We start from the raw sequence: 17,952 nt of genomic DNA on the forward strand, positions 1-17,952 counted from the left end.
ACATGGCGGACTCCCCCGCCGCCGAGCTCACCCTCGCCGAGCGTGATGTGCGAGAGCTCCTCCACGGTGTCGCGCCACAATGGGCAGCGCTTCCCCTGACACGCGTCGCTGAGGGATGGGACAACGTCACGTGGCGCCTCGGGCCCGACCTCGCGGTGCGCATCCCCCGCCGCGAACGCGCGGCGCCTCTGATCAGGCACGAACAGCGCGCCCTCCCTGCGATCGCCCTCCGCCTCGCCCCCACGAACGTCCGCACCCCTCTTCCGGTGTTCGCCGGCGCACCCACGCCGATGTTCCCCTGGCCGTGGTCGATCGTGCCGTGGCTTCCGGGAAGCCAGGCGCTCGGTCGCGCCCGTCGCGACAACACCTCCTGGGCGGCAGAGCTCGCCGCGGTGCTCGTCGCCCTGCACCATGACGCGCCCGTCGATGCGCCCCGGAATCCCGTGCGCGGCGTCCCGTTGAGTGCTCGTGATGAGAGCATCCGCTCGCGCCTCGACGACCTCGCCCCAGCGCTCGCGGAGCCTCTCGACGCCCTCTGGCAGACGGGCCTGGACGCCGCACCCGCGGCCGAGAGCACCTGGATCCACGGTGATCTGCACCCCGGCAACATCCTCGTCGACGGCGACCGCCTCTCCGCACTGATCGATTTCGGTGATGTGACCTCCGGCGATCCCGCCTACGATCTCGCCGCGGGGTGGCTCGCCTTCGACGCCGAAGGCCGACACGTGTTCCGGCGCGCGACGGCATCGAGATACGACGACGCCACCTGGATGCGCGCTCGCGCCTGGGCAGCAGCCGTCGCGGCCATCCTCTGCCATTCGAGCGACGATCGCGAGGACCTGCGCGCGCTCGGCCACGACACCGCTCTGGAGCTGTCCGGCGGTTCCTCCTCCTGCTGAGGCCGCGCGCGTGGGCGGGCGACCGACGTGCGGGGCTCATCCTTGCCACAGGTTTTCGGACGTGGTGTACTGACTGCGCAGTAGCGTGTTACCCATCACTCATCTGAACGGAGATCACCATGACGACCGTACGATCCAGAACGAAGATGATTCTCGGCGCCGGGATTACCGGCGCCGCCGTCATCTGCGCCAGCCTGCTGATCGGGCCCGCAGCAGGCGCCACGACGAATGACGGCACGACGCCGCCGGACCAGGACGAACGCGCACTGTCGCGCATCATCGGGGGCCAGGCGGTCCCGAACGACGCCTACCCGTTCATGGCTTCGCTCCAGGCCGGCGGCGACTCCTTCTGCGGGGGCTCGCTCCTGGGCCCGACGCTGGTGATGACCGCAGCGCACTGCGTCACCGGCACGGACTCCCTCACCGGTCTGCCGACGATCGACGTCGACGGCGTCTCGGTGGTCGTGGGGCGTACGGTGCTGTCCGACGGTACGCAGGGACAGGAACGCGGGCTGTCCGAGTCCCCCGGCGCCGAGCCCATCGTCCATCCTCGCTACCTCGCCGGCGACAGTGCCTATGACGTCGCCTTCCTCGTGCTGGACGCGCCCGTCCAGGGCATCGTCCCGGTGAAGCTGCCGACCAAGGGGACGGACGCCCTGCTGCGCCCCGGTCAGAGTGCGACCGTCATCGGCTGGGGGAACACGGACACCGCTCTCGCCGACTTCCCCGACCGGCTTCGTCAGGTACAGGTGCCGATGCTCGCGACTGCCGAGTGCGAGCTCAGCTACGGTGCTTTCCGGCCCGACGTCAACCTGTGCGCCGGGGTCGTCGGCAAGGACTCCTGTCAGGGCGACAGCGGCGGCCCCCTCTTCCGCCAGCCGCCGGCTCGCGAGACCGCCTATCAGATCGGTGTCGTCTCCTACGGGGACGGATGCGGCGGACAAGGAGCGCCTGGGGTGTACGTCTCGTTGAGCTCTGCCGACCTGTGGGACACGATGGCGGAGAGCAGCGAAGGCAAGGCCCTCAAGGAGGCCCTCGGACGCTGAGCAGTCGGGGCCGCGCAGGCTCAGTCCTGTGCGGCCCTGACCCGGAGGTCCCGCGCGAGGTGGTCGCGCTGCTCGACCACGAGACGCCGCAATGCCGCAGGCGCCGCTGTGTTGGCAGCCAACCACGCGTCGACGGCATCCAGGGAGTCCCCGGCAGGGAACAGACCGATGACCAGCCGTCGTGCGATCTCGATGCTGCGCTCGTCCCAGGCTTGGACGATCCTGGCGAAGTACTCCGCGTCGAACCCGGCGATCAGGTCGCGCCGCCCGCCGGCCCGGAAGCCGCTGATCTCGGCATCGAGGTGATCGTTGCTGAGCGCGAGATCCTCCCAGGCGGACTGCCACGCGTCGCGACGTACCGCCGCATCCGGGCGCGATGCCCGAGCCCGGCGTGCGGCTGTTCGACCGTCGCCCGTGTCATCCCGCTGCTCTTCGACCGCCACATCGGCCAGGTCGGCATGTCCGGTGGTGACGAGTGCGCTGAGCAGCTGCCAGCGCAGGTCGGGATCGATGACGAGTCCCTCCGGCGCATCACCCTCGAGCAGTGCTCGCACCTGTGCATGATGCTCGTCGTCGAAAGCGGATGCGGTCGCGAACGCCCGTGCCCAGGAGAGCTGCGCGTCGCTGCCGGCCTCCGCGGATACCAGCGCGTTCCACACGCCGTCGGTCCACGTCCGCTGCTCCTCTTCGCGACGGGTCGCGGAGACATAGTGACGGATCGTGTAGATCGCGTTCGCGAGGACTCCCGTCAGCAGCCCGATATTGGACTCGTGAGGCGCATGGGAGCGGACGATCGCGAGATAGCGCTGCGCGGCGAGTTCGCCGTCGCGCGTCGCATTCCACAACGACGACCAGACGAGTGCACGGGCCAGCGGATCGTCGATCGCCGAGAGGGATTCCTCGACGGTGACGAGAGAGCCCTCGTCGAGACGCGCCTTGACGTATGTGAGGTCATCGTCATTGAGCAGGACGAGATCGGCCTCGGGCAGGTCGAGCTCCGTGCGTTCTCCGACCACGTCGAGCTCGCGCTGCTCACGGCGGACGATACGACCGTCCGCGCGCTCGTACAGCCCGATCCGGAGTCGATGCGGCCGTGGGTCGGTCTGCACGAGGATCTGTCGTCCCTCTGGGTCGGTCTCCGTCCAGAGCGTAGACACGCCGGACGTCTGCAGCCATGCCGTGGACCAGTCGCTCATATCGCGCCCCGACACGGCGCTCAGCTGCACCAGGAAGTCGTCGAGGGTGGTGTTGCCGAACGCGTTGGCCGCGAAGTAGCGCCGCGCTCCCTCGAAGAAGGCCTCGTCTCCGACGAATGCGACGAGCTGCTTGAGCACGGCGGCACCCTTGGCGTAGGTGATCCCGTCGAAGTTCAGCTTGGCGGCCTCGAGATCGGTGATGTCCGCCACGATGGGGTGCGTCGTCGGCAGTTGGTCCTGCTGGTACGCCCATGCCTTGCGACTCGCGGCGAACTTGACCCACGCATCGTGATAGCGCGTCGCGACCGCTGAGGCGTGCGCTCCCATGTAGTCGGCGAAAGACTCCTTGAGCCACAGATCGTCCCACCACGTCATCGTGACGAGATCGCCGAACCACATGTGGGCCATCTCGTGCAGGATCGTGTTGGCGCGAGCCGCGCGCTGCGCATCGGTCGCCGCGCCGCGGGAGAGGTACGACTCCGTGAACGTGACCAGACCGGGGTTCTCCATGGCACCGAGGTTGTACTCCGGAACGAAGATCTGGTCGTACTTGCCCCACGGATACGGGGAGGCGAAGGCGTCGGTGAAGAAGTCGAGACCCTGGCGTGTGACCTCGAGGATCTCCTCGGCCTCGAGGTGCGGAGCGAGCGACCTCCGGACGAACACCCCGAGCGTGACGGTCTGCTCGCCGCGCTGCCACTCCCCATCCACGCGGGAGTACGGTCCCGCTGCGACGGCGGTGATGTAGCTCGAGATCGGCAGCGTGGGGGCGAACTCCACACGTTGCACGCCGACGCCGAGGTCGGTATGCGTCGGAGACTGGTTGGAGAGCACCTCCCATCCGGTCGGCGCGTCCACCACGAATGTGTACTCGGCCTTCATGTCGGGCTGCTCGAAGCATGCCATGACGCGTCGCGAATCCGCCGGCTCGTACTGCGTGTACAGATAGGTCTCATCGTCGACGGGGTCGTGGAAGCGATGCAGTCCCTCACCGGAACGGCTGTACGTTCCGACCGCTTCGACCCGCACGAGGTTGGACGCGGCGAGCCCGGAGAGCGAGATGCGTGCCCCGTCGTAGACGATCTCCTGGTCGACCCCGTTCACGGAGACCCGCTGAACGCCCTCGCCGATGAAGTCGAGCCACGTCGTGTCGGTGGTCGCGTCGAACTCGAGCGTCGTCACGCTGGGGAACCCGGTCCGAGCACGCTCCGGCGCTCCGGTCAGATCGAGCTCGACGCGGATGCGGTGCACGGTGACGGCAGCGGATCGCGCTGCGGTCTCCTCGCGGGTGAGGTTGGCTGTGTCCATGCTTCCATCCTGGCATCCGGAGGCGAGGCGGACAGACCCTCGTGCGACGGATCAGGCGTTCTGGAGACGATGCCCGATCTCGGCGTAGACCTGTGCCGACGCGCGTGCGCGTGCCTCGGCGGACTCCTCGTCTTCTCGAACCCGCGCGATGGACGAGAGGATCGCATCGCTTCGTGCCACTTCGGCACGATCACCGGTCGCCTCTGCGATGCTCCGGGCCTCCTGCGCGTGTCCTTCAGCCTCGTGCAGGACCGCGCCCGCATCCGCCGGGTCTTCCGTGTTCGCAGACAGCAGGATCTCGGCGAGGGAGTTCGCAGCCTCTGTCGCGATCAACGGCGAGCCCGCGCGCTCCGCCTCACGGAGGATGTGTTCCGCGGCAGCCTTCGCCTTCCGGACATCTCCCGCTCGTCCGTCGATACGCGCGTGCAGGAGCACGAGGTCGGCAGAGGTCGCATACTCGCCCGCGGTCGCCAGCGTCTGCATCGCAGTCGCACAGAGCTCGCGGGCGCGCACATCATCGCCTCGTGCCTCCGCGACGAGGGCCAGAGTGCGCCGGACGAAGGGCAGCGGCTCGCCGTTCGACTCGTCCAACAGCCCGTGCAGCTCCACCTCCGCGTCATCGAGTCGACCGATGGCGAGGAGCAGCAGCGGGCGGTTGCCACGGACGACGGCGATGTTGAGCTCATCGCCTTCGGCCTGCGCCATGGACAGGGCACTCGCGTAGCGCTCCAGCGCCTCCGGATAGCGGGCGAGGATACGAAGGGTGTCGGCGTGATTCCCGGTGGCACGGCCCTCGACGATCCGGTCCCCCGCGTCCCGTGCGTGCGCGATCGCTCGTTCGTACGATTCCACAGCCTCATCGAGGTGACTCATCCAGCGCTGTACGTTGCCGATCTGATTCCACGTGCGCGCCAGCGCCGCACCCGAGGCGATGCGGCGCACGCGATTGAGGGTCACCAACGCTTCGTCGAGGCGCCCGAGCTTTTCGGCGCAGTGCGCGATGCCGAGGGCGATGTCCGGGACCAGGTCGAGCCCCTCTCCTCGCGACGCGAGGTCGTGCAGCCGCAGCGACTCGTTCCAGAACGACCAGCGTGAGAGCGCGGGATGCGCCTCGATCGCCAGCCGCTCCACCGAGGAGTCGAGGCCGTGCTCGCGAGCCGCCGCCGCGACCGCGAGCACCGTCGTGACCGCACGTGCGGCGAAGTCGGGATCTTCGCGGATCCGCGCGAGCACCGCAGACGCGGACCTCTCCACGAACCCTCTGCGGGTGGACGACGGGCGCAGTGATCGTGATCGAGACGCAGCGAAGGCGAAGACCGTGTCGTGCATGCGCACTCGGCCGTCGCGCAGTTCGACCAGATGGCGGGCGTGCAGCCGGTGCAGATCGAGGGCGGACGACGCCCCGCCCGCGGCCAGGAGCACTCCTTCGTCGATATCCCTGTCCAACAGCGCGGCGTCCGCGAGCAGGGCTTCCTCGGAGGGGGACAGCGACCGGGTCGCCGCCTCCAGGACGGAGCGGATGCGCAGATCACGAGGCTCGTGCTCGAACCGCGATGCGAGATCCTGGAACGACCAGCCCTCGTGCTCCCGCACGATCCCCGCCAGCATCGCGAGATCGAGAGGGAGACCCCCGCTGACGGCGACGATGCGGCGCAGCGCGTCCGCGTGGACGTTCACGTCGGCGTCGGCATCGGCGTCGGCCCCGGACGACGCATCATTCCCCCGGAGGAGATGGGTGAGGAGTCGGAGGGCTTCGGCGCTCGTCATCGGTGGGACGACGACCCGCGCCACGCGTGCACCCATCGCCGAGATCCGCTCCTCCAGGTCGGCAAGGTCGACTCGCGTCGTCACGATGAATCGCACACCGGGGACGAGCAGCGCGGCCAGACGCCTGGCATCGCCCGCGTCCTCGATGATCACGGTCATGCCTCGCGCCGCGGACTGCAGCCCTTCGCGCAGCCGCGACAGCTCGTAAGGAAGAGAGCGGACGCCGAGGGTTCCCAGCATCCGCCGGAGGACGTCGATCGGGTCGGCTCGGGGACGATCGACGTCCGATTCGCGCAGATGCACGGTGAGCACGGGTGACGGACCGGCCAGCGCCGTCGCGAGAGTGGTCTTCCCCGCTCCCGGCAGACCGGTGAGGAGGAGGATATCGGCCTCGGGGAGCGAGGCCAGCAGCTCTTCCCGTCCGACGTCCGCTCCCGCCGCGTCCCGAACATCGAGCGTCACCTCGACGTGCACACCCACTCTCTCGCCGTTGAGGAGACGCGCGTTCTCCCGCCAGATGCCGGCTTCGGCATCGTCACCGCCGAGGGCGAGCACGATGTCGCCGACCAGGCGTTCATCGAGTCGCCTCCGCCCCGGGCGGAAGCAGTCGTACACGGTCACCTTGGGCGGCTCTGCACCGTCGCGCAGGCCGCCGATGCGACGGGCGATCTCGGCATACGACGGTGATCCCGCGTTCGCGCGCATCCGTCCGAGCCCCAGACAGAGCTCGTCGAGGGTGCGCGGCGCGGGCATGGGTCGAGCCTATGGCACGCCGTCGCAGCGACGGACGGCGGCCGTTCGGGCTCGTTCGGAGTCGGACGGCCCTGTGCTCATCACCCCTATGCTCGCTCGACGGAGAGGCCGACCGCGACCTCCCGGACGAGGAGACGAACCCCATGACGACACGTGCAGCGATCGCAGCGAAACTCGACGACTTCTCCTTTCAGAAGATGAACTTCGGCGGGTTCCTGATGAACAAGCGGGCCAAGAGCTCGCACGCACTGTGGACCCGCACCGCCGACAAGGGCGTCACGGAGCTGACGCTGCTCACCACACGGGACTACGGCGAGGGGAACGTGTACGACGTCGCGGCCTTCACCCTCGACGGAACCGTGCCCGCGGAGGTCGTCTCCGAACTCCGGCAGCAAGCGGATGCCCTCGCCGACCAGGTCAACCTGCGCGCGCACGGCTATGTGTACACCTGCCTCGAGCCCTGGGACGGGGGCGGCACCATCTGGATCTCGAAGAAGCCCGAGTTCCGCGCTCTGAGCCGGCTGGACCAGGGGATCTACGTGATCCCGATCCAGCGACTCACCGGCACGGTCGAGCCGCGTTGGCTCGCGTGGGCACGTGAGGGCGATCAGCTGAACATCGCCATCGTGTACAAGCCCTGACGGTGCCGACGCTCCTGGAAGGCGAGTCCGCCCCGCACGCCGACGAGCGCGTGCCGGGGGGCCTCGCCCTCATCGGGTCGTCGCTGGCAACGGTCGGCATCGCCGCCGTGATCGCGTTCTACCTGCTGCCCGTGGGCTTCGGCCTGACCGGCGCGACGCTCGTGCTCGCGCAGGTCGCCGCGATGCTTCTCTGCGCGGCGATCGTCGCCTCGTCGACGATCGCCGTTCGCCGGCATCATCGACATCGGGCCGCTCTCGCCGCCGTCGCAGAGACACTCGGCTGGGAGTTCCGCACGGATATCGGCGACCGCGTGTGGGGTGGCTCCATCGATGAGCAGATCGATCGCGGCGCCCGAACCGCACGGAATCTTCTGGACGCCCGACACGCGGCCCTTCCCTTCGACAGCATCGAGCGCACGTTCGTCGTCGGCGACCGCGAGGGGGCGACGATGCACACGGTGCGGGCGGTGCGGATCCCCCTTCCTTCCGAAGCGCCGCGTATCACGCTCCGATCACGGCGCGGCGGCGGCGCACTCAGCGTGCTCCCCCGACGTCCGACGGGCGCGTCCCGGATTCGACTCGAGGGCGACTTCAGCGACGTCTTCGAGGTTTCGGTGCCGGCGGGCTACGAGACGGATGCGCTCTACGTGCTCACACCCGACCTGATGGTCGTGCTCCTCGACCAGAGCGCCGACCTCGATCTGGAGATCATTGACAGCACGCTCCACGTGTACTTCCCCGCCGTCGACCTGACCGACGATGAAGAGCTGCGCGACTTCCTCGCCGTGATCGCTGCCTTGTACGACCGCTTCGGACGCCGCACCATGCTCTATCGCGACGAGGCCGCCGAACCGCTGGACCCGGCGTCCTACCGCCGCGACGGCGACACTCTCGCCGATCGGGCACACGGGGTCGACACGCGCGTGCGATGGTGGCCCGTTCTCCTGGCAGTGGCCACGCCCCTGGTGCCGATGCTCATCGCCGTCGTCTGGCTGCACTTCGTCGGGTGACCTTACGCGAGATCTGCGGTCCGCCGAGAAGACGCCGGATGGCCGTCTCAGGGGTCACCGAGAGATCGAGTGTCCGTCCGCGCGCGTACTGACTGAACACCCGTGGATCGATGTAGCTTCCGCGTGCGACGGCGGTCGTGTTGCCGAGCGCCGTCGCCGCCGCCTGCACGGCGAGGCGCTCCGCCTGGCTCCGGTGGTTGCGGCTGTCGAGCTCACCGATCCGAGCGAGGGCGTCGGCCGCGATGATCGTGCCGTGAAGAGTGCGGAAGTCCTTCGCCGTGAAAGCGGCACCCGTGACATCTCGGAGGTACGCATTGACCTCGGCGGGTGTGATGCGCACCCGCCGACGCCCTCGGCGGTACGCAAGCAGGAAGGCCGCAGACTTCCCCGCGGCGAAGTCGGTCAACGCCTCGGCGAGCGTCTCGTCGGTGATCTCGATCGACGCCGTACGGCCGCTCTTGGCAGGGAACGAGAGCGCCAGTTCGCTCCCCTCCACCCGCACATCCCGCCTCCGCAGTGTGGTGAGACCGCGGCTCCCGTGGCGGACGAGATACCGTTCCGACCCGATGCGGAGGGCCGCATCGTCGAGAAGCCGGAAGGCTACGGCGAGGGCGCGCTCCTTCGTCTGCCCCTCCTGCGCGAGCGCACGGGTGACCTGGGCCCTCGCTCGAGGAAGCGCGGCCGCGAGATCCAGCGCCCGCACGAACTTCCGGCGATCCCGGGTGACTCGCCACAGGGGGTGGTAGAGGTACTGCTTGCGTCCCGCGCCATCGACGCCGACCGCCTGGATGTGCGCGAGCGGGTCGGCCGCGATCCACACGTCATGCCACGCGGGTGGGATCACGAGGTCGTGGATCCGCTCCCGATCGGCCTCGGGCGCCGTCTCACCGGCCGGGTCGACGTAGCGGAATCCGGATCCGGATCGCACACGTCGGAAGCCCGGGTCCTCCCCCGGAACCACGCGGATCAGTCTCGCCATGCTGCTGCCTCCCTCGAATGCCTTCGATCGAGGATGGCGGCGCCGTGGGATACGCGGAAGGGAGTGGCGTCGCGGCGACTACCGTGCTATTCCGCGGTTGGCTCGACGTCCGGTGCCGCGAACGTGCTGCGCATGTGATCGCTCGTCAGGAAGTCGGCGATACCGATCATGATCAGGCTGAAGACGATCTGTTCCGACACCATCCAGAGCGGATAAAGGCCGGGGATCGCCGCCATGACCAGCGTGATCACGGGGAAGATCTGGGCGAACAGGCGCAGGCGCTGGTACGCCCACCGCCACCCGCGCTGCGCTCGCCACGCGAAGTAGAACAACGTCGCGGTCATCGCGAGCACGACGAGGGTGCGCATCCAGACCGCGAACGACACCGACTCGCCATCGACCGCCAGCATCAATGCGACGATGACCGCACCGACGCCGATGACGAGTTCGACCACCAGGAGCCAGAGAATCCAGGTGAAGGCCCGGACGGTCTTGGGATGCGTGCGGTCCGCCTCGCTGATCGCGACGCCGGCCTTTCGTCCACCGGCGATCCGGTCCAAACGGAGGAAGAGGGACTCCAGAGCCATGAGGGGAGCCTATTGCGTCCGTGCGTCGTCGACGTCGACCGTTCGATGGATGTCGGGTGCGCCGTTCGCAGCCGGTGGTACCACCCGCTCCAGCACGAGCGCCAGCACACCGACCGACAGGCTGCCCGCGATCATGACGCCGATGAACCCCATGTCCAGTCCCGCACCGAGCATCACACCCGCCACGAGCGGGCCCGTGATCGCACCGCCCTGGAACGCCGCGGAATTGATCGCGTTGTACCGGCCGCGCGTGCGGTCGGACGCGAGATCGTTGTAGATCGCGGGAACGGTGGGCTGCAGCATCGTCTCTCCGAACGCGAAGACTCCCATGTAGGCGATGACGCCGATGGCGGCGGCGACTGTGTCCGGCAGGAAGCCCGTCGCCCCGAGCACCACCCACGACACGGCCCAGATGAGGGCCATCACCTGCATCACCCGCGTGCGCCTCTTGCCGGAGATGACCCGGAGCACGGCGAACTGCAGAAGCACGATCACCGCGGTGTTGACGGCGAACGCGATGCCGACGACCTGCGTCGACACCTGTGACACCTGGCGGGCGAACGCCGGGAAGCCCGCCTCCATCTGGCCGTATCCGATGAAGACCGAAAGGAAGGTCAGAAGAGTCAGCCAGAGCACGGCCGGCCGCCGCAGGATCTCTCGATACCCGCCCACCGGAGGGGCGTCGGCCTCGGCGTCGTGCTGCGTGCGCACACGGCGGAGCGGTCCGAGGAGGAGCGCGAGCGGGATGAGGCTGCTCGCGGCGTCGACGAGGAAGATCGTCGTGAAGGTGGCGGGATCGCTCACGTCCACGAAGAAGCCGCCGATCACGCCTCCGACGCCGATCCCCAGGTTGACGAGCGCGAAGTTCACACCGAAGTACTGCTGACGTACCTCTCCCTCGACCACCGTGGCGATGAGGGCGTTGAAGCCGGGCCAGGAGACGCCGAAGTTCACCCCGATCAGCATGACCGCGACGGCGGCGACAACCGGATGGGTGGCGTAGGCCAGCAGCGCGCATCCCGCGATCATCGACAGCAGCCCGACGATCAGCACCCGCCGTGCGCCGAAGCGATCGATGAGAGTCCCTCCGGGGCCTGTGACGATCAGCCCGGTGATCGCGATGAGACTCATCAGCGCTCCGGAGATGCCGAGGTCGAAGCCGCGCACCTCATGGAAATAGATGATCGTGAACGGCAGGGTCATACCGCGACCGAGCGTCTGGATCGCGACCGTCGACAGCAACCACCGCCCCTCCGTGGGTAGGGCGTTCCAGAAGCTCCTCATACCGATCACCTCGATATTCTTGCGGATGCCGGAGACATCGCGTTCGCGAGCGGATTGTCGGACGAGGCGGCTTTCTGCCATCATCACGAACATGGCGCTGTCACTCGAGGAGTTCCGTTCCGCACTGGTGGACGCCGGTTCCCGGCAGGGGCTGGGCATCCGGCTCTCGGACACCGAAGCCCAGCAGGTCGCGGCCGACCCGCACGCCGCCCAGAGCTGGTACGCGTACTGGCAGTCCATGAACCCGCAGACGGAGCCTGCCGCTCCCGCGTTCCCCGCACCCGAGACGACCCCGGCCGCCGAGACGGTGCCGCTCGGCGGACACGACTTCGCCCAGACAGCGGCGTTCGCATCCGCTCCGCCGGCGTACGCCGGTACGCCGACCACAGCGATCCCTTCTCGCGGTGCCCCGGTCCCCGGCGGACCGGAGAAGAAGAGCCGGGTCGGTCTCTGGGTCGCGCTGTCCATCGTCGGTGCCCTGCTGCTGCTCGCGATCATCGTCGTGGTGGTGGCGTTCACCACCGCCCGGCACTGGACGAAGGTCGATGCGCCCGAGAAGCCCGAGACCTTCCACAGCGAGGAGTACGAGACCGGTCTGTACCTGGTGGCGGACGACGGCGTGAGCCCGTGCGCCGTCGATCAGGACTGGACCGACTGCATCGACGCGATGGAGGCCCAGTATGCGGGAGCCTGCGCCGGCGTCGAGCTCGTTCCCGCCGCGGCGATGCTCTGCGAACAGCATCGCGCCGAGATCGATCGCATGCGCGCGGAGGACTCCGAAGGATCGGTCGTCGCCTCGCTCGGAGACTTCGGCCACCTCACCCGCACACCGGAGGTCGCGACGCGACAGGTCTCGAACAACGACTACGAAGCAGCAGTCACTCACGAGGCCGTCTGCTACCTCGGGTTCCTCGGGGAGTGCGACTGACGATACGGGTGCTCGCGCGTCGACGACCGACGGTCAGACCCCCGCTTCCGGCAGACCCACCTTCGCCTTGGCCCAGGACCGACCGCGCGTGTCCTTGAGGATGTCGTACTCGACGTCCACATGCGGCTCGATCGCGCTGTACTTGTCGTTCGGCGCACCGATGACGAGCTGGAAGCCGAGCCCGCGCCACGCACCGATCGCACGCTTGGTGAAGTGGGCGTCGGCCTTGATCAGCGCCTCGTCCATGAACACCGGCGCATAGCGAGGTCGAGCGGCGCCCGCGTCTCCGAGCTGGTACCGGAGGGCGGCCCCGACGATGAACGCGACGAGTTCCTGCGACTCGCCTCCGGACTTCTCACCGATGTGATCGTAGAGCGCGACGTGCTCTCGCGTGGCGGCTGTGACGCGCTCCGCGCTCACCCGCACATGGTTTCGCACATCGATGAGCTCCGCGAAGTCGGGGGCGGTGCGGCGCATGCGCGCGATGAGGCGACTCATCTTGCGGTACACGGTCTCCCGCTCCGCATCCGTCGCCGCCGCATCGATGAGTCCCCGCACCTCACGGAGCTCACGGCGGAAGCGCTTGCGAGCCTCCGTCTGGTTCTCCCGGGGGGTGATCTGCAGACGATGATCGTCGTCGTAGAACGGCAGCTCCTCCATGATCCGGTTGATCGGATCGATCCGGTCCTTGATCTCACGGAGCGACCGGCTGAGCGTCGAGTCGAGACTCGTCAGGTCGTTTCCCGACAGTTTGAGCAGGCTGTCGCGCCACTCGGTCTCCAGCTCGTGGAGCCCGTTGGTCTGGAGAGCCTCCAGGATGCTCTCGAACTCCCCGACCGAAGCGTCGGGATCCGGAAGGATCGTGAGGGTGTCCCAGCGCTCGAGGAACCCCGTCATGAGTCGGCGCATGCTCTCGCGCTGCTGCTCGTGCGCCTCGGCCGCCTCGCGGCGGTCATCGAGAAGGCGCTGAGCTGCCGTCCTGAGGGCGGTGTCCAGATGGGTCAGGCGCTGCGCCGCCGTCGCGGATCCTGCGGTCTCGGCGTGCAGGAATCGGCTGTCGAGGAACGAGGCGTGCCCGTCCGCGAGCACGAGTCCGGATGCCGCGGCAGAGTCGATGACCGACTGCCAGCTGTCGACGTCGTCGGTGACCCGACCCCACTGCTCCTGGGTCTGAGCGAGCTCGTTGCCGAGACGCGCCTCTTCATCGCGGAGCCGCGCCGCCCGCGCCCGCAGTTCTTCGGCCTGGCGCTGGAGTTGCGCGATCTCGGGGCTGGCCGTGGTGACCTCCGCCTCGACCGCGAGCCAGCGCTCCCGCTCGGCCTCCACCGTGACCACATCGATCTGCTCCCACGTGAGGTCCTCGATCTTCGCGAAGGATGTCGACCGCGCCTCGATGCGGTCGAGGGCGGCCTCGGCCTCGTGCGCAGCGGACGCGCACTCCTCGTGCTGCGCCGTCAGCCGCCGCAGCTGTTCGTCGATCTCGCGCAGGCGACGGTCGTTGGTGAAGCCCAGGACGTTGCTGCGCCCCTGCCCTCCGTGGGCACCCCGACTCCCCTGCGACACCTGGCCGCTGATCGTGAGGGCCTTCTGGTGTGCGCCTAACTGCGACGACGAGTCGACACAGACGTATCCGAAGCGATCCTGAAGTCGCTGCTGAAGCCAACCGGTGAAGGGCGTCGGGAGGTACTCGAGCCGCCCGGGAAGCGTCTTCGGGTCGGCGTTCCGCACCTCGGGGATGCCGGTATGGACGCCTTCGTAGTTCAGACGTTCCGGGGTGCGCACGGAGTTGATGGCCGTGCGGAACGAAGCGAGGTGCTCGACGTCGATCAGAAGCGTCCTGGCGAAGCCTCCGAGCGCGAGGTTGAAAGCCTCCCGCCACGGCTCGAACTCGGTCCGCAGCTCGATGAGCTCGCCGACGAACGGAAGATCGGCCGGGTCGAGCCCGACCGCCTCTGCGAGCAGGCTGCGCGACTCGTCGAGATGTGCGGGGATGCTCCCGCGTACGCGACTCGTCTTCTCACGCTCTTCGCGCAGGCGGCGGATCTCGGCCTCCGTCGTCCGGCGTGCGCTCTCGGCATCGGCGAAAGCGGCACGGGCAGCACGGATCTCGGACTTCGGAGCCGACCCCCGAACGTCGGCGGCGAAGGCGTCGAACTGCGCGGCGGTCTCCACCTCCGCTCCCAGCTCCCGGACGATGATGTCGAACTTCGCCCGCTCCCGCCGGACGTCGTCCACTCGGCGCTCGGCGACGCGGAGTTCGCGCTGAGCTGTCTCGAGACGGTCGCCGCCGGACTGCCGCAGCACGTCGAGAAGCCCTTCGCGCTCGACATCCGCGGCATCGACGAGAGCACGTTTCTCGCGCACGGCAAGACTCAGCGCACGGGAACGATCCCCCAGCTCGACCTCCACGTCGCGCAGGAGATCGAGGCGTCGCTGCGCGTTCCAGAGGGCGGCCAGAGAGGTCGGATCCGTGAACACGCCGACCTCGTCGATCACGCGCACACGCTCGGACGCCGAGACGATGCGGTCTTTGATGCTCCGGATCGGCTCGAGTGCGTTCACCTGCTGCTTCGCCGTGAGCATCCTCATGCGCGTGCTCTCGAGCTCGTCGAAATGCGCCACGACGGCATCTGCGGTGGCCATGGTCTCGGGCTCTTCGAGGACGAGCTTCTTGTACAGATCGTCGACCGTCGTGATCTGCTGCCCGGCCTGGATCCTCGCCAGAAGACTGATGGCCTTGGCGCCGGAGCCGGCCGCACCGATCCCGAGCACCGCCTGCAGGCGCGCCGAGAACTCACGGTCCGTCGCGAGGGTCTCCAGCCCCGTCGCCCGCACCGACGCATCCGAGAGCCGCTGCGTCGCCGCGCGCTCCAGCAGTCCCAGATCGAACGCCCCGTTCACGGTGGCCCTGACCCGCGTCGTGTCCTCGAGGACGCGTGCATCCGCGGGGATGTACCACGCACGCACGGCCGTGAACCGCGACCCGTCGTGGTCGATCCACGTCGTCGCGATCGCACTCCACGTGTCCTCCCCGTCTCCGCGGAGCACACGCAGCTTCGTGCCCTCCTCGGTGCGGGATTCGTCGATCTTCCCTCGCCCGTAGGAGAGGATGTTCCGCTGCTCCTCGCCGCGCGGGCGACCCGTCACACCACCGTTCGACGCTCCGTTGAACGGCGTCGTGTGCGGCATCATCAAGGCGATGTACGCATCCATCAACGTCGACTTGCCGGAGCCCGAGCCTCCGCAGAGCAGGGTCGCGTGCGGCGAGAAGCGCACACGATGGGGTCCGCCGTCGTACCCGCCCCAGTTGATCAGCTGCAGCTCCTCCGCCACCCACTGCTGCCCGCGCGAACCCGCCGGGATGAGGCCGAAGAGCGTGTCGACCATGGTCATCGTTCCACCGCTTCCTGCGACCGCAGCCAGTCGCGGAGTTCTTTCAGGGTCTCGGCGCTCAGGACGACCTCGACGAGCGCGCTGATGCGATAGCGCCCGCTGGTCTCCTCCTGCACGATGCCCTCTCGATCCAGGCGATCCATCGCGTTCCGGATCGCCTTCTGCTGCCGGGCTGTGCCGCCGTCGACGTCACTGAAGTAGCTCAGCACGGTCTGCTCGAGATCCTCGATGTCGATGCGCACGGATGCCTCGCCTGCGGCGGACTCGCGCTGATAGACCGTGCGCAGATGCACGAGAACCAGGGTCTCGGCGCGTGTGTACGGCGCGTCCTTCAGCAACACCGGCATGTCGATCTCGTCGGAGCGCAGCTGCTGCTTGTATGCGAACCCGCGGCCGTGGTCGACGACCAGGCGGAGGTAGAGGTCGTTCAGGCGCGACTCGATCACGTGCTGATGGTCGAGCAGCAGGGCCCATTCCCGGCGGTTGCGCTCCGCGGCGATGAAACGGCGCTGGAGGATGTGCGCGAGCAGGCGCCGGATCTCGGGGTCCAGCGTGCCGCGGTCACCCGCGAAGTGCTCCTCGATGTCGTCTTCCATCGGGACCGGGGCGATGAACGGATCCTCGACCGGCGTCTCCGTCACGAGGCTCTCTTCAGGCATGTGATTCTTCCTTCGGGTTGCGCGCCGTGACGGCGCCGAAAGCGAAACGTCGCGTCGATCCGTCCGGACGCCGCGCTTCGACCACCGAGACCTCCTCGCCCTCGGTCATGCCGTTGCGGTGCGCGATCTCGAGCAGTCCGACGAGGTCGACAGGACGACGGGTATCGTCGGCTCCCTGGGTGAACGCCGCGGCGAGGTCGAACTCCGGGCCGAGACCCGACACGTACTCCTCGAGCTCCGCATACCGCGGACCGCCCCACGCGCGGGAGTCGACGTCGGCGAACTCGACGTCGTCGGCGTCCGCGAGAGGTGCGGGGACGGCCGGCGGGCGGATGCTGCTCACCGTCTGCCTGAGGTGCCCCAGATCTGCGAGCGGGAGACTGCGCACCGGCGAGTCGCTCGCCCCCGCACCGTCCCAGATGTGGAGAGCGGCGATGACGTCGCGCAGCAGATCGTCGATCTGACGGTCCCGCAGCGGATCGTGGGTCTTCACCTGGCCGGTGATGACGTGCGACGCTCGACGCTGTGCGGCGAGGACCTCTTCGACGCCGAGCTCGACCCGACGTCCGATGGCGTCGAGTTCGGCACGCTGCGTGCTGTCGAGCATGCGGGCGAACGGCTGCCGGAGCAGGCCGTGCAGCTGTTCGGTGAGCGCGTCGATGCGATCCGGATCGCCGATCAGCCGCAGGGCGCCGGAGAACGCGCGCCCCTCCGGGGTCGAGTTCATCACGTCCTGCGCGCGTCGCAGATACTCGCGGAGCACCTCGCCGGTCGGGCGCTCGTCACGCCGCAGATGGGCGACGACGTCGCGCTGCATGAGCTTGAGCGACTCGGCGACGCGGGTGAAGTCGGCGGGGAGCTCCCGTGCCAGGTGCAGCACGTTCTCCGCTTCTTCGAACAGCTCTTCATCGTCGAGCGGATCCGCCCTGCCCGATTCCTCGATCCGATCTATCTCGGCGTCGAGTGCCGCCCGCTCCTTCCGAAGACGAGCCAGGCGACGCTCGGGATCGGCCTCGGCGCTGTCGGAGAGGTGCTCCACGGCGTCGAGGAGCGTTCGCACACGGGAGTTGGATACACGTGTGCGCCCCCCGCCCGTGCGTCCGGCGATCTCCAGCGCCTCGACGGCGTGCGCGGAGAGTCGGTACACCTCGATGTCCTCGTCGATCTGCTGCACCAGCCAGCCCAGTCGCACCCAGTTCCGCGCGACGTCGCGGCCGGTCCCTGCGGGAACCCGGCGGTCGTCATCGTCGTAGCCCGCTCCCCTCAGCTCATCGAGGATCTCGGCGAGCTCGGCCTGGGCGTCGGCGATCGGGATGGACGCCCGGTCTGCCGTGAACAGCAGCGAGAGGGACGCGACGACGAAGGGCGCGAAACGTCCGTGAAGGAGGTCGAGAGTCGGCGTGCTGAATGCGGTGACAGCGCGCGAGAATGCCGCTTCTGCTCGTGTTCCTGTCACGTATTCACATTACTCGGCGCCCTCGACATCGCCGGACGCGACGCGG

Annotated in this window: 13 protein-coding genes; 5 read left to right on the top strand and 8 right to left on the bottom strand. The window is 68.5% G+C overall.

Features of this window, described 5'->3' with window-relative positions; genetic code table 11:
- The first annotated feature begins 2 nt into the window (after positions 1–2).
- Complete coding sequence (locus MST3598_RS09655) at positions 3–899, top strand: phosphotransferase (protein ID WP_029259073.1); 897 nt, start codon at positions 3–5, stop codon at positions 897–899.
- 119 nt (positions 900–1,018) lie between these two features.
- Positions 1,019–1,945, top strand: coding sequence for a S1 family serine peptidase (locus MST3598_RS09660; RefSeq protein WP_029259072.1), 927 nt, complete (start codon positions 1,019–1,021; stop codon positions 1,943–1,945).
- A gap of 20 nt (positions 1,946–1,965) precedes the next feature.
- On the opposite strand, the gene pepN is transcribed toward MST3598_RS09660, so the two are convergent.
- Both pepN and MST3598_RS09670 read right to left on the bottom strand, forming a co-directional pair.
- On the bottom strand, positions 1,966–4,449 hold the full coding sequence (gene pepN, locus MST3598_RS09665) for an aminopeptidase N (RefSeq protein WP_029259071.1): 2,484 nt from the start codon (positions 4,447–4,449) through the stop codon (positions 1,966–1,968).
- 51 nt (positions 4,450–4,500) lie between these two features.
- Positions 4,501–6,969 carry a tetratricopeptide repeat protein gene (locus MST3598_RS09670; RefSeq protein ID WP_096359548.1) on the bottom strand — a complete coding sequence of 823 codons (2,469 nt, stop codon included), beginning with the start codon at positions 6,967–6,969 and terminating at the stop codon, positions 4,501–4,503.
- A 143-nt stretch (positions 6,970–7,112) separates the two neighbouring features.
- On the opposite strand from MST3598_RS09670, the gene MST3598_RS09675 reads away from it, so the two are divergent.
- Both MST3598_RS09675 and MST3598_RS09680 read left to right on the top strand, forming a co-directional pair.
- Complete coding sequence (locus tag MST3598_RS09675) at positions 7,113–7,610, top strand: hypothetical protein (protein WP_029259069.1); 498 nt, start codon at positions 7,113–7,115, stop codon at positions 7,608–7,610.
- A 2-nt stretch (positions 7,611–7,612) separates the two neighbouring features.
- Positions 7,613–8,620, top strand: coding sequence for a hypothetical protein (locus tag MST3598_RS09680; protein ID WP_029259068.1), 1,008 nt, complete (start codon positions 7,613–7,615; stop codon positions 8,618–8,620).
- Here MST3598_RS09680 and MST3598_RS09685 read toward each other — a convergent pair.
- The 3 genes from MST3598_RS09685 to MST3598_RS09695 all read right to left on the bottom strand — a co-directional run bounded on the left by MST3598_RS09685 (position 8,586) and on the right by MST3598_RS09695 (position 11,551).
- Positions 8,586–9,599 (bottom strand): DNA topoisomerase IB, encoded by a 1,014-nt coding sequence (locus tag MST3598_RS09685; protein ID WP_021200409.1) that lies wholly within the window; start codon positions 9,597–9,599, stop codon positions 8,586–8,588. The genes MST3598_RS09680 and MST3598_RS09685 overlap by 35 nt on opposite strands.
- Positions 9,600–9,685: 86 nt before the next feature.
- Positions 9,686–10,186 carry a hypothetical protein gene (locus tag MST3598_RS09690; RefSeq protein ID WP_029259067.1) on the bottom strand — a complete coding sequence of 167 codons (501 nt, stop codon included), beginning with the start codon at positions 10,184–10,186 and terminating at the stop codon, positions 9,686–9,688.
- Between the two features lie 9 nt (positions 10,187–10,195).
- Positions 10,196–11,551, bottom strand: coding sequence for an MFS transporter (locus MST3598_RS09695; protein WP_168436344.1), 1,356 nt, complete (start codon positions 11,549–11,551; stop codon positions 10,196–10,198).
- A gap of 10 nt (positions 11,552–11,561) precedes the next feature.
- Here MST3598_RS09695 and MST3598_RS09700 point away from each other — a divergent pair, with 10 nt between their 5' ends.
- Positions 11,562–12,398: a hypothetical protein gene (locus MST3598_RS09700; RefSeq protein WP_096359550.1), complete on the top strand. Its 837-nt coding sequence runs from the start codon at positions 11,562–11,564 to the stop codon at positions 12,396–12,398.
- Between the two features lie 33 nt (positions 12,399–12,431).
- On the opposite strand, the gene MST3598_RS09705 is transcribed toward MST3598_RS09700, so the two are convergent.
- From MST3598_RS09705 to MST3598_RS09715, 3 genes are read right to left on the bottom strand one after another with little or no spacing between them, the layout of a single operon-like run.
- Positions 12,432–15,791 carry an ATP-binding protein gene (locus tag MST3598_RS09705; protein ID WP_096359551.1) on the bottom strand — a complete coding sequence of 1,120 codons (3,360 nt, stop codon included), beginning with the start codon at positions 15,789–15,791 and terminating at the stop codon, positions 12,432–12,434.
- Positions 15,788–16,450, bottom strand: a complete 663-nt coding sequence (locus MST3598_RS09710) for a DUF4194 domain-containing protein (protein WP_021200404.1) — start codon at positions 16,448–16,450, stop codon at positions 15,788–15,790. Before MST3598_RS09710 ends, MST3598_RS09705 begins: the two co-directional genes overlap by 4 nt.
- Positions 16,443–17,906 carry a DUF3375 domain-containing protein gene (locus MST3598_RS09715; RefSeq protein ID WP_029259063.1) on the bottom strand — a complete coding sequence of 488 codons (1,464 nt, stop codon included), beginning with the start codon at positions 17,904–17,906 and terminating at the stop codon, positions 16,443–16,445. Before MST3598_RS09715 ends, MST3598_RS09710 begins: the two co-directional genes overlap by 8 nt.
- Between the last annotated feature and the right edge of the window lie 46 nt (positions 17,907–17,952).

This window comes from Microbacterium sp. TPU 3598, assembly GCF_002356155.1.
Classification (GTDB): domain Bacteria; phylum Actinomycetota; class Actinomycetes; order Actinomycetales; family Microbacteriaceae; genus Microbacterium; species Microbacterium maritypicum_A.

Coding starts and splice junctions, on each gene's coding strand:
- MST3598_RS09655 (WP_029259073.1), top strand. CDS start 3: ATGGCGGACTCCCCCGCCGCCGAGCTCACCCTCGCCGAGCGTGATGTG.
- MST3598_RS09660 (WP_029259072.1), top strand. CDS start 1,019: ATGACGACCGTACGATCCAGAACGAAGATGATTCTCGGCGCCGGGATT.
- pepN (WP_029259071.1), bottom strand. CDS start 4,449: ATGGACACAGCCAACCTCACCCGCGAGGAGACCGCAGCGCGATCCGCT.
- MST3598_RS09670 (WP_096359548.1), bottom strand. CDS start 6,969: ATGCCCGCGCCGCGCACCCTCGACGAGCTCTGTCTGGGGCTCGGACGG.
- MST3598_RS09675 (WP_029259069.1), top strand. CDS start 7,113: ATGACGACACGTGCAGCGATCGCAGCGAAACTCGACGACTTCTCCTTT.
- MST3598_RS09685 (WP_021200409.1), bottom strand. CDS start 9,599: ATGGCGAGACTGATCCGCGTGGTTCCGGGGGAGGACCCGGGCTTCCGA.
- MST3598_RS09690 (WP_029259067.1), bottom strand. CDS start 10,186: ATGGCTCTGGAGTCCCTCTTCCTCCGTTTGGACCGGATCGCCGGTGGA.
- MST3598_RS09695 (WP_168436344.1), bottom strand. CDS start 11,551: ATGGCAGAAAGCCGCCTCGTCCGACAATCCGCTCGCGAACGCGATGTC.
- MST3598_RS09700 (WP_096359550.1), top strand. CDS start 11,562: ATGGCGCTGTCACTCGAGGAGTTCCGTTCCGCACTGGTGGACGCCGGT.
- MST3598_RS09705 (WP_096359551.1), bottom strand. CDS start 15,791: ATGACCATGGTCGACACGCTCTTCGGCCTCATCCCGGCGGGTTCGCGC.
- MST3598_RS09710 (WP_021200404.1), bottom strand. CDS start 16,450: ATGCCTGAAGAGAGCCTCGTGACGGAGACGCCGGTCGAGGATCCGTTC.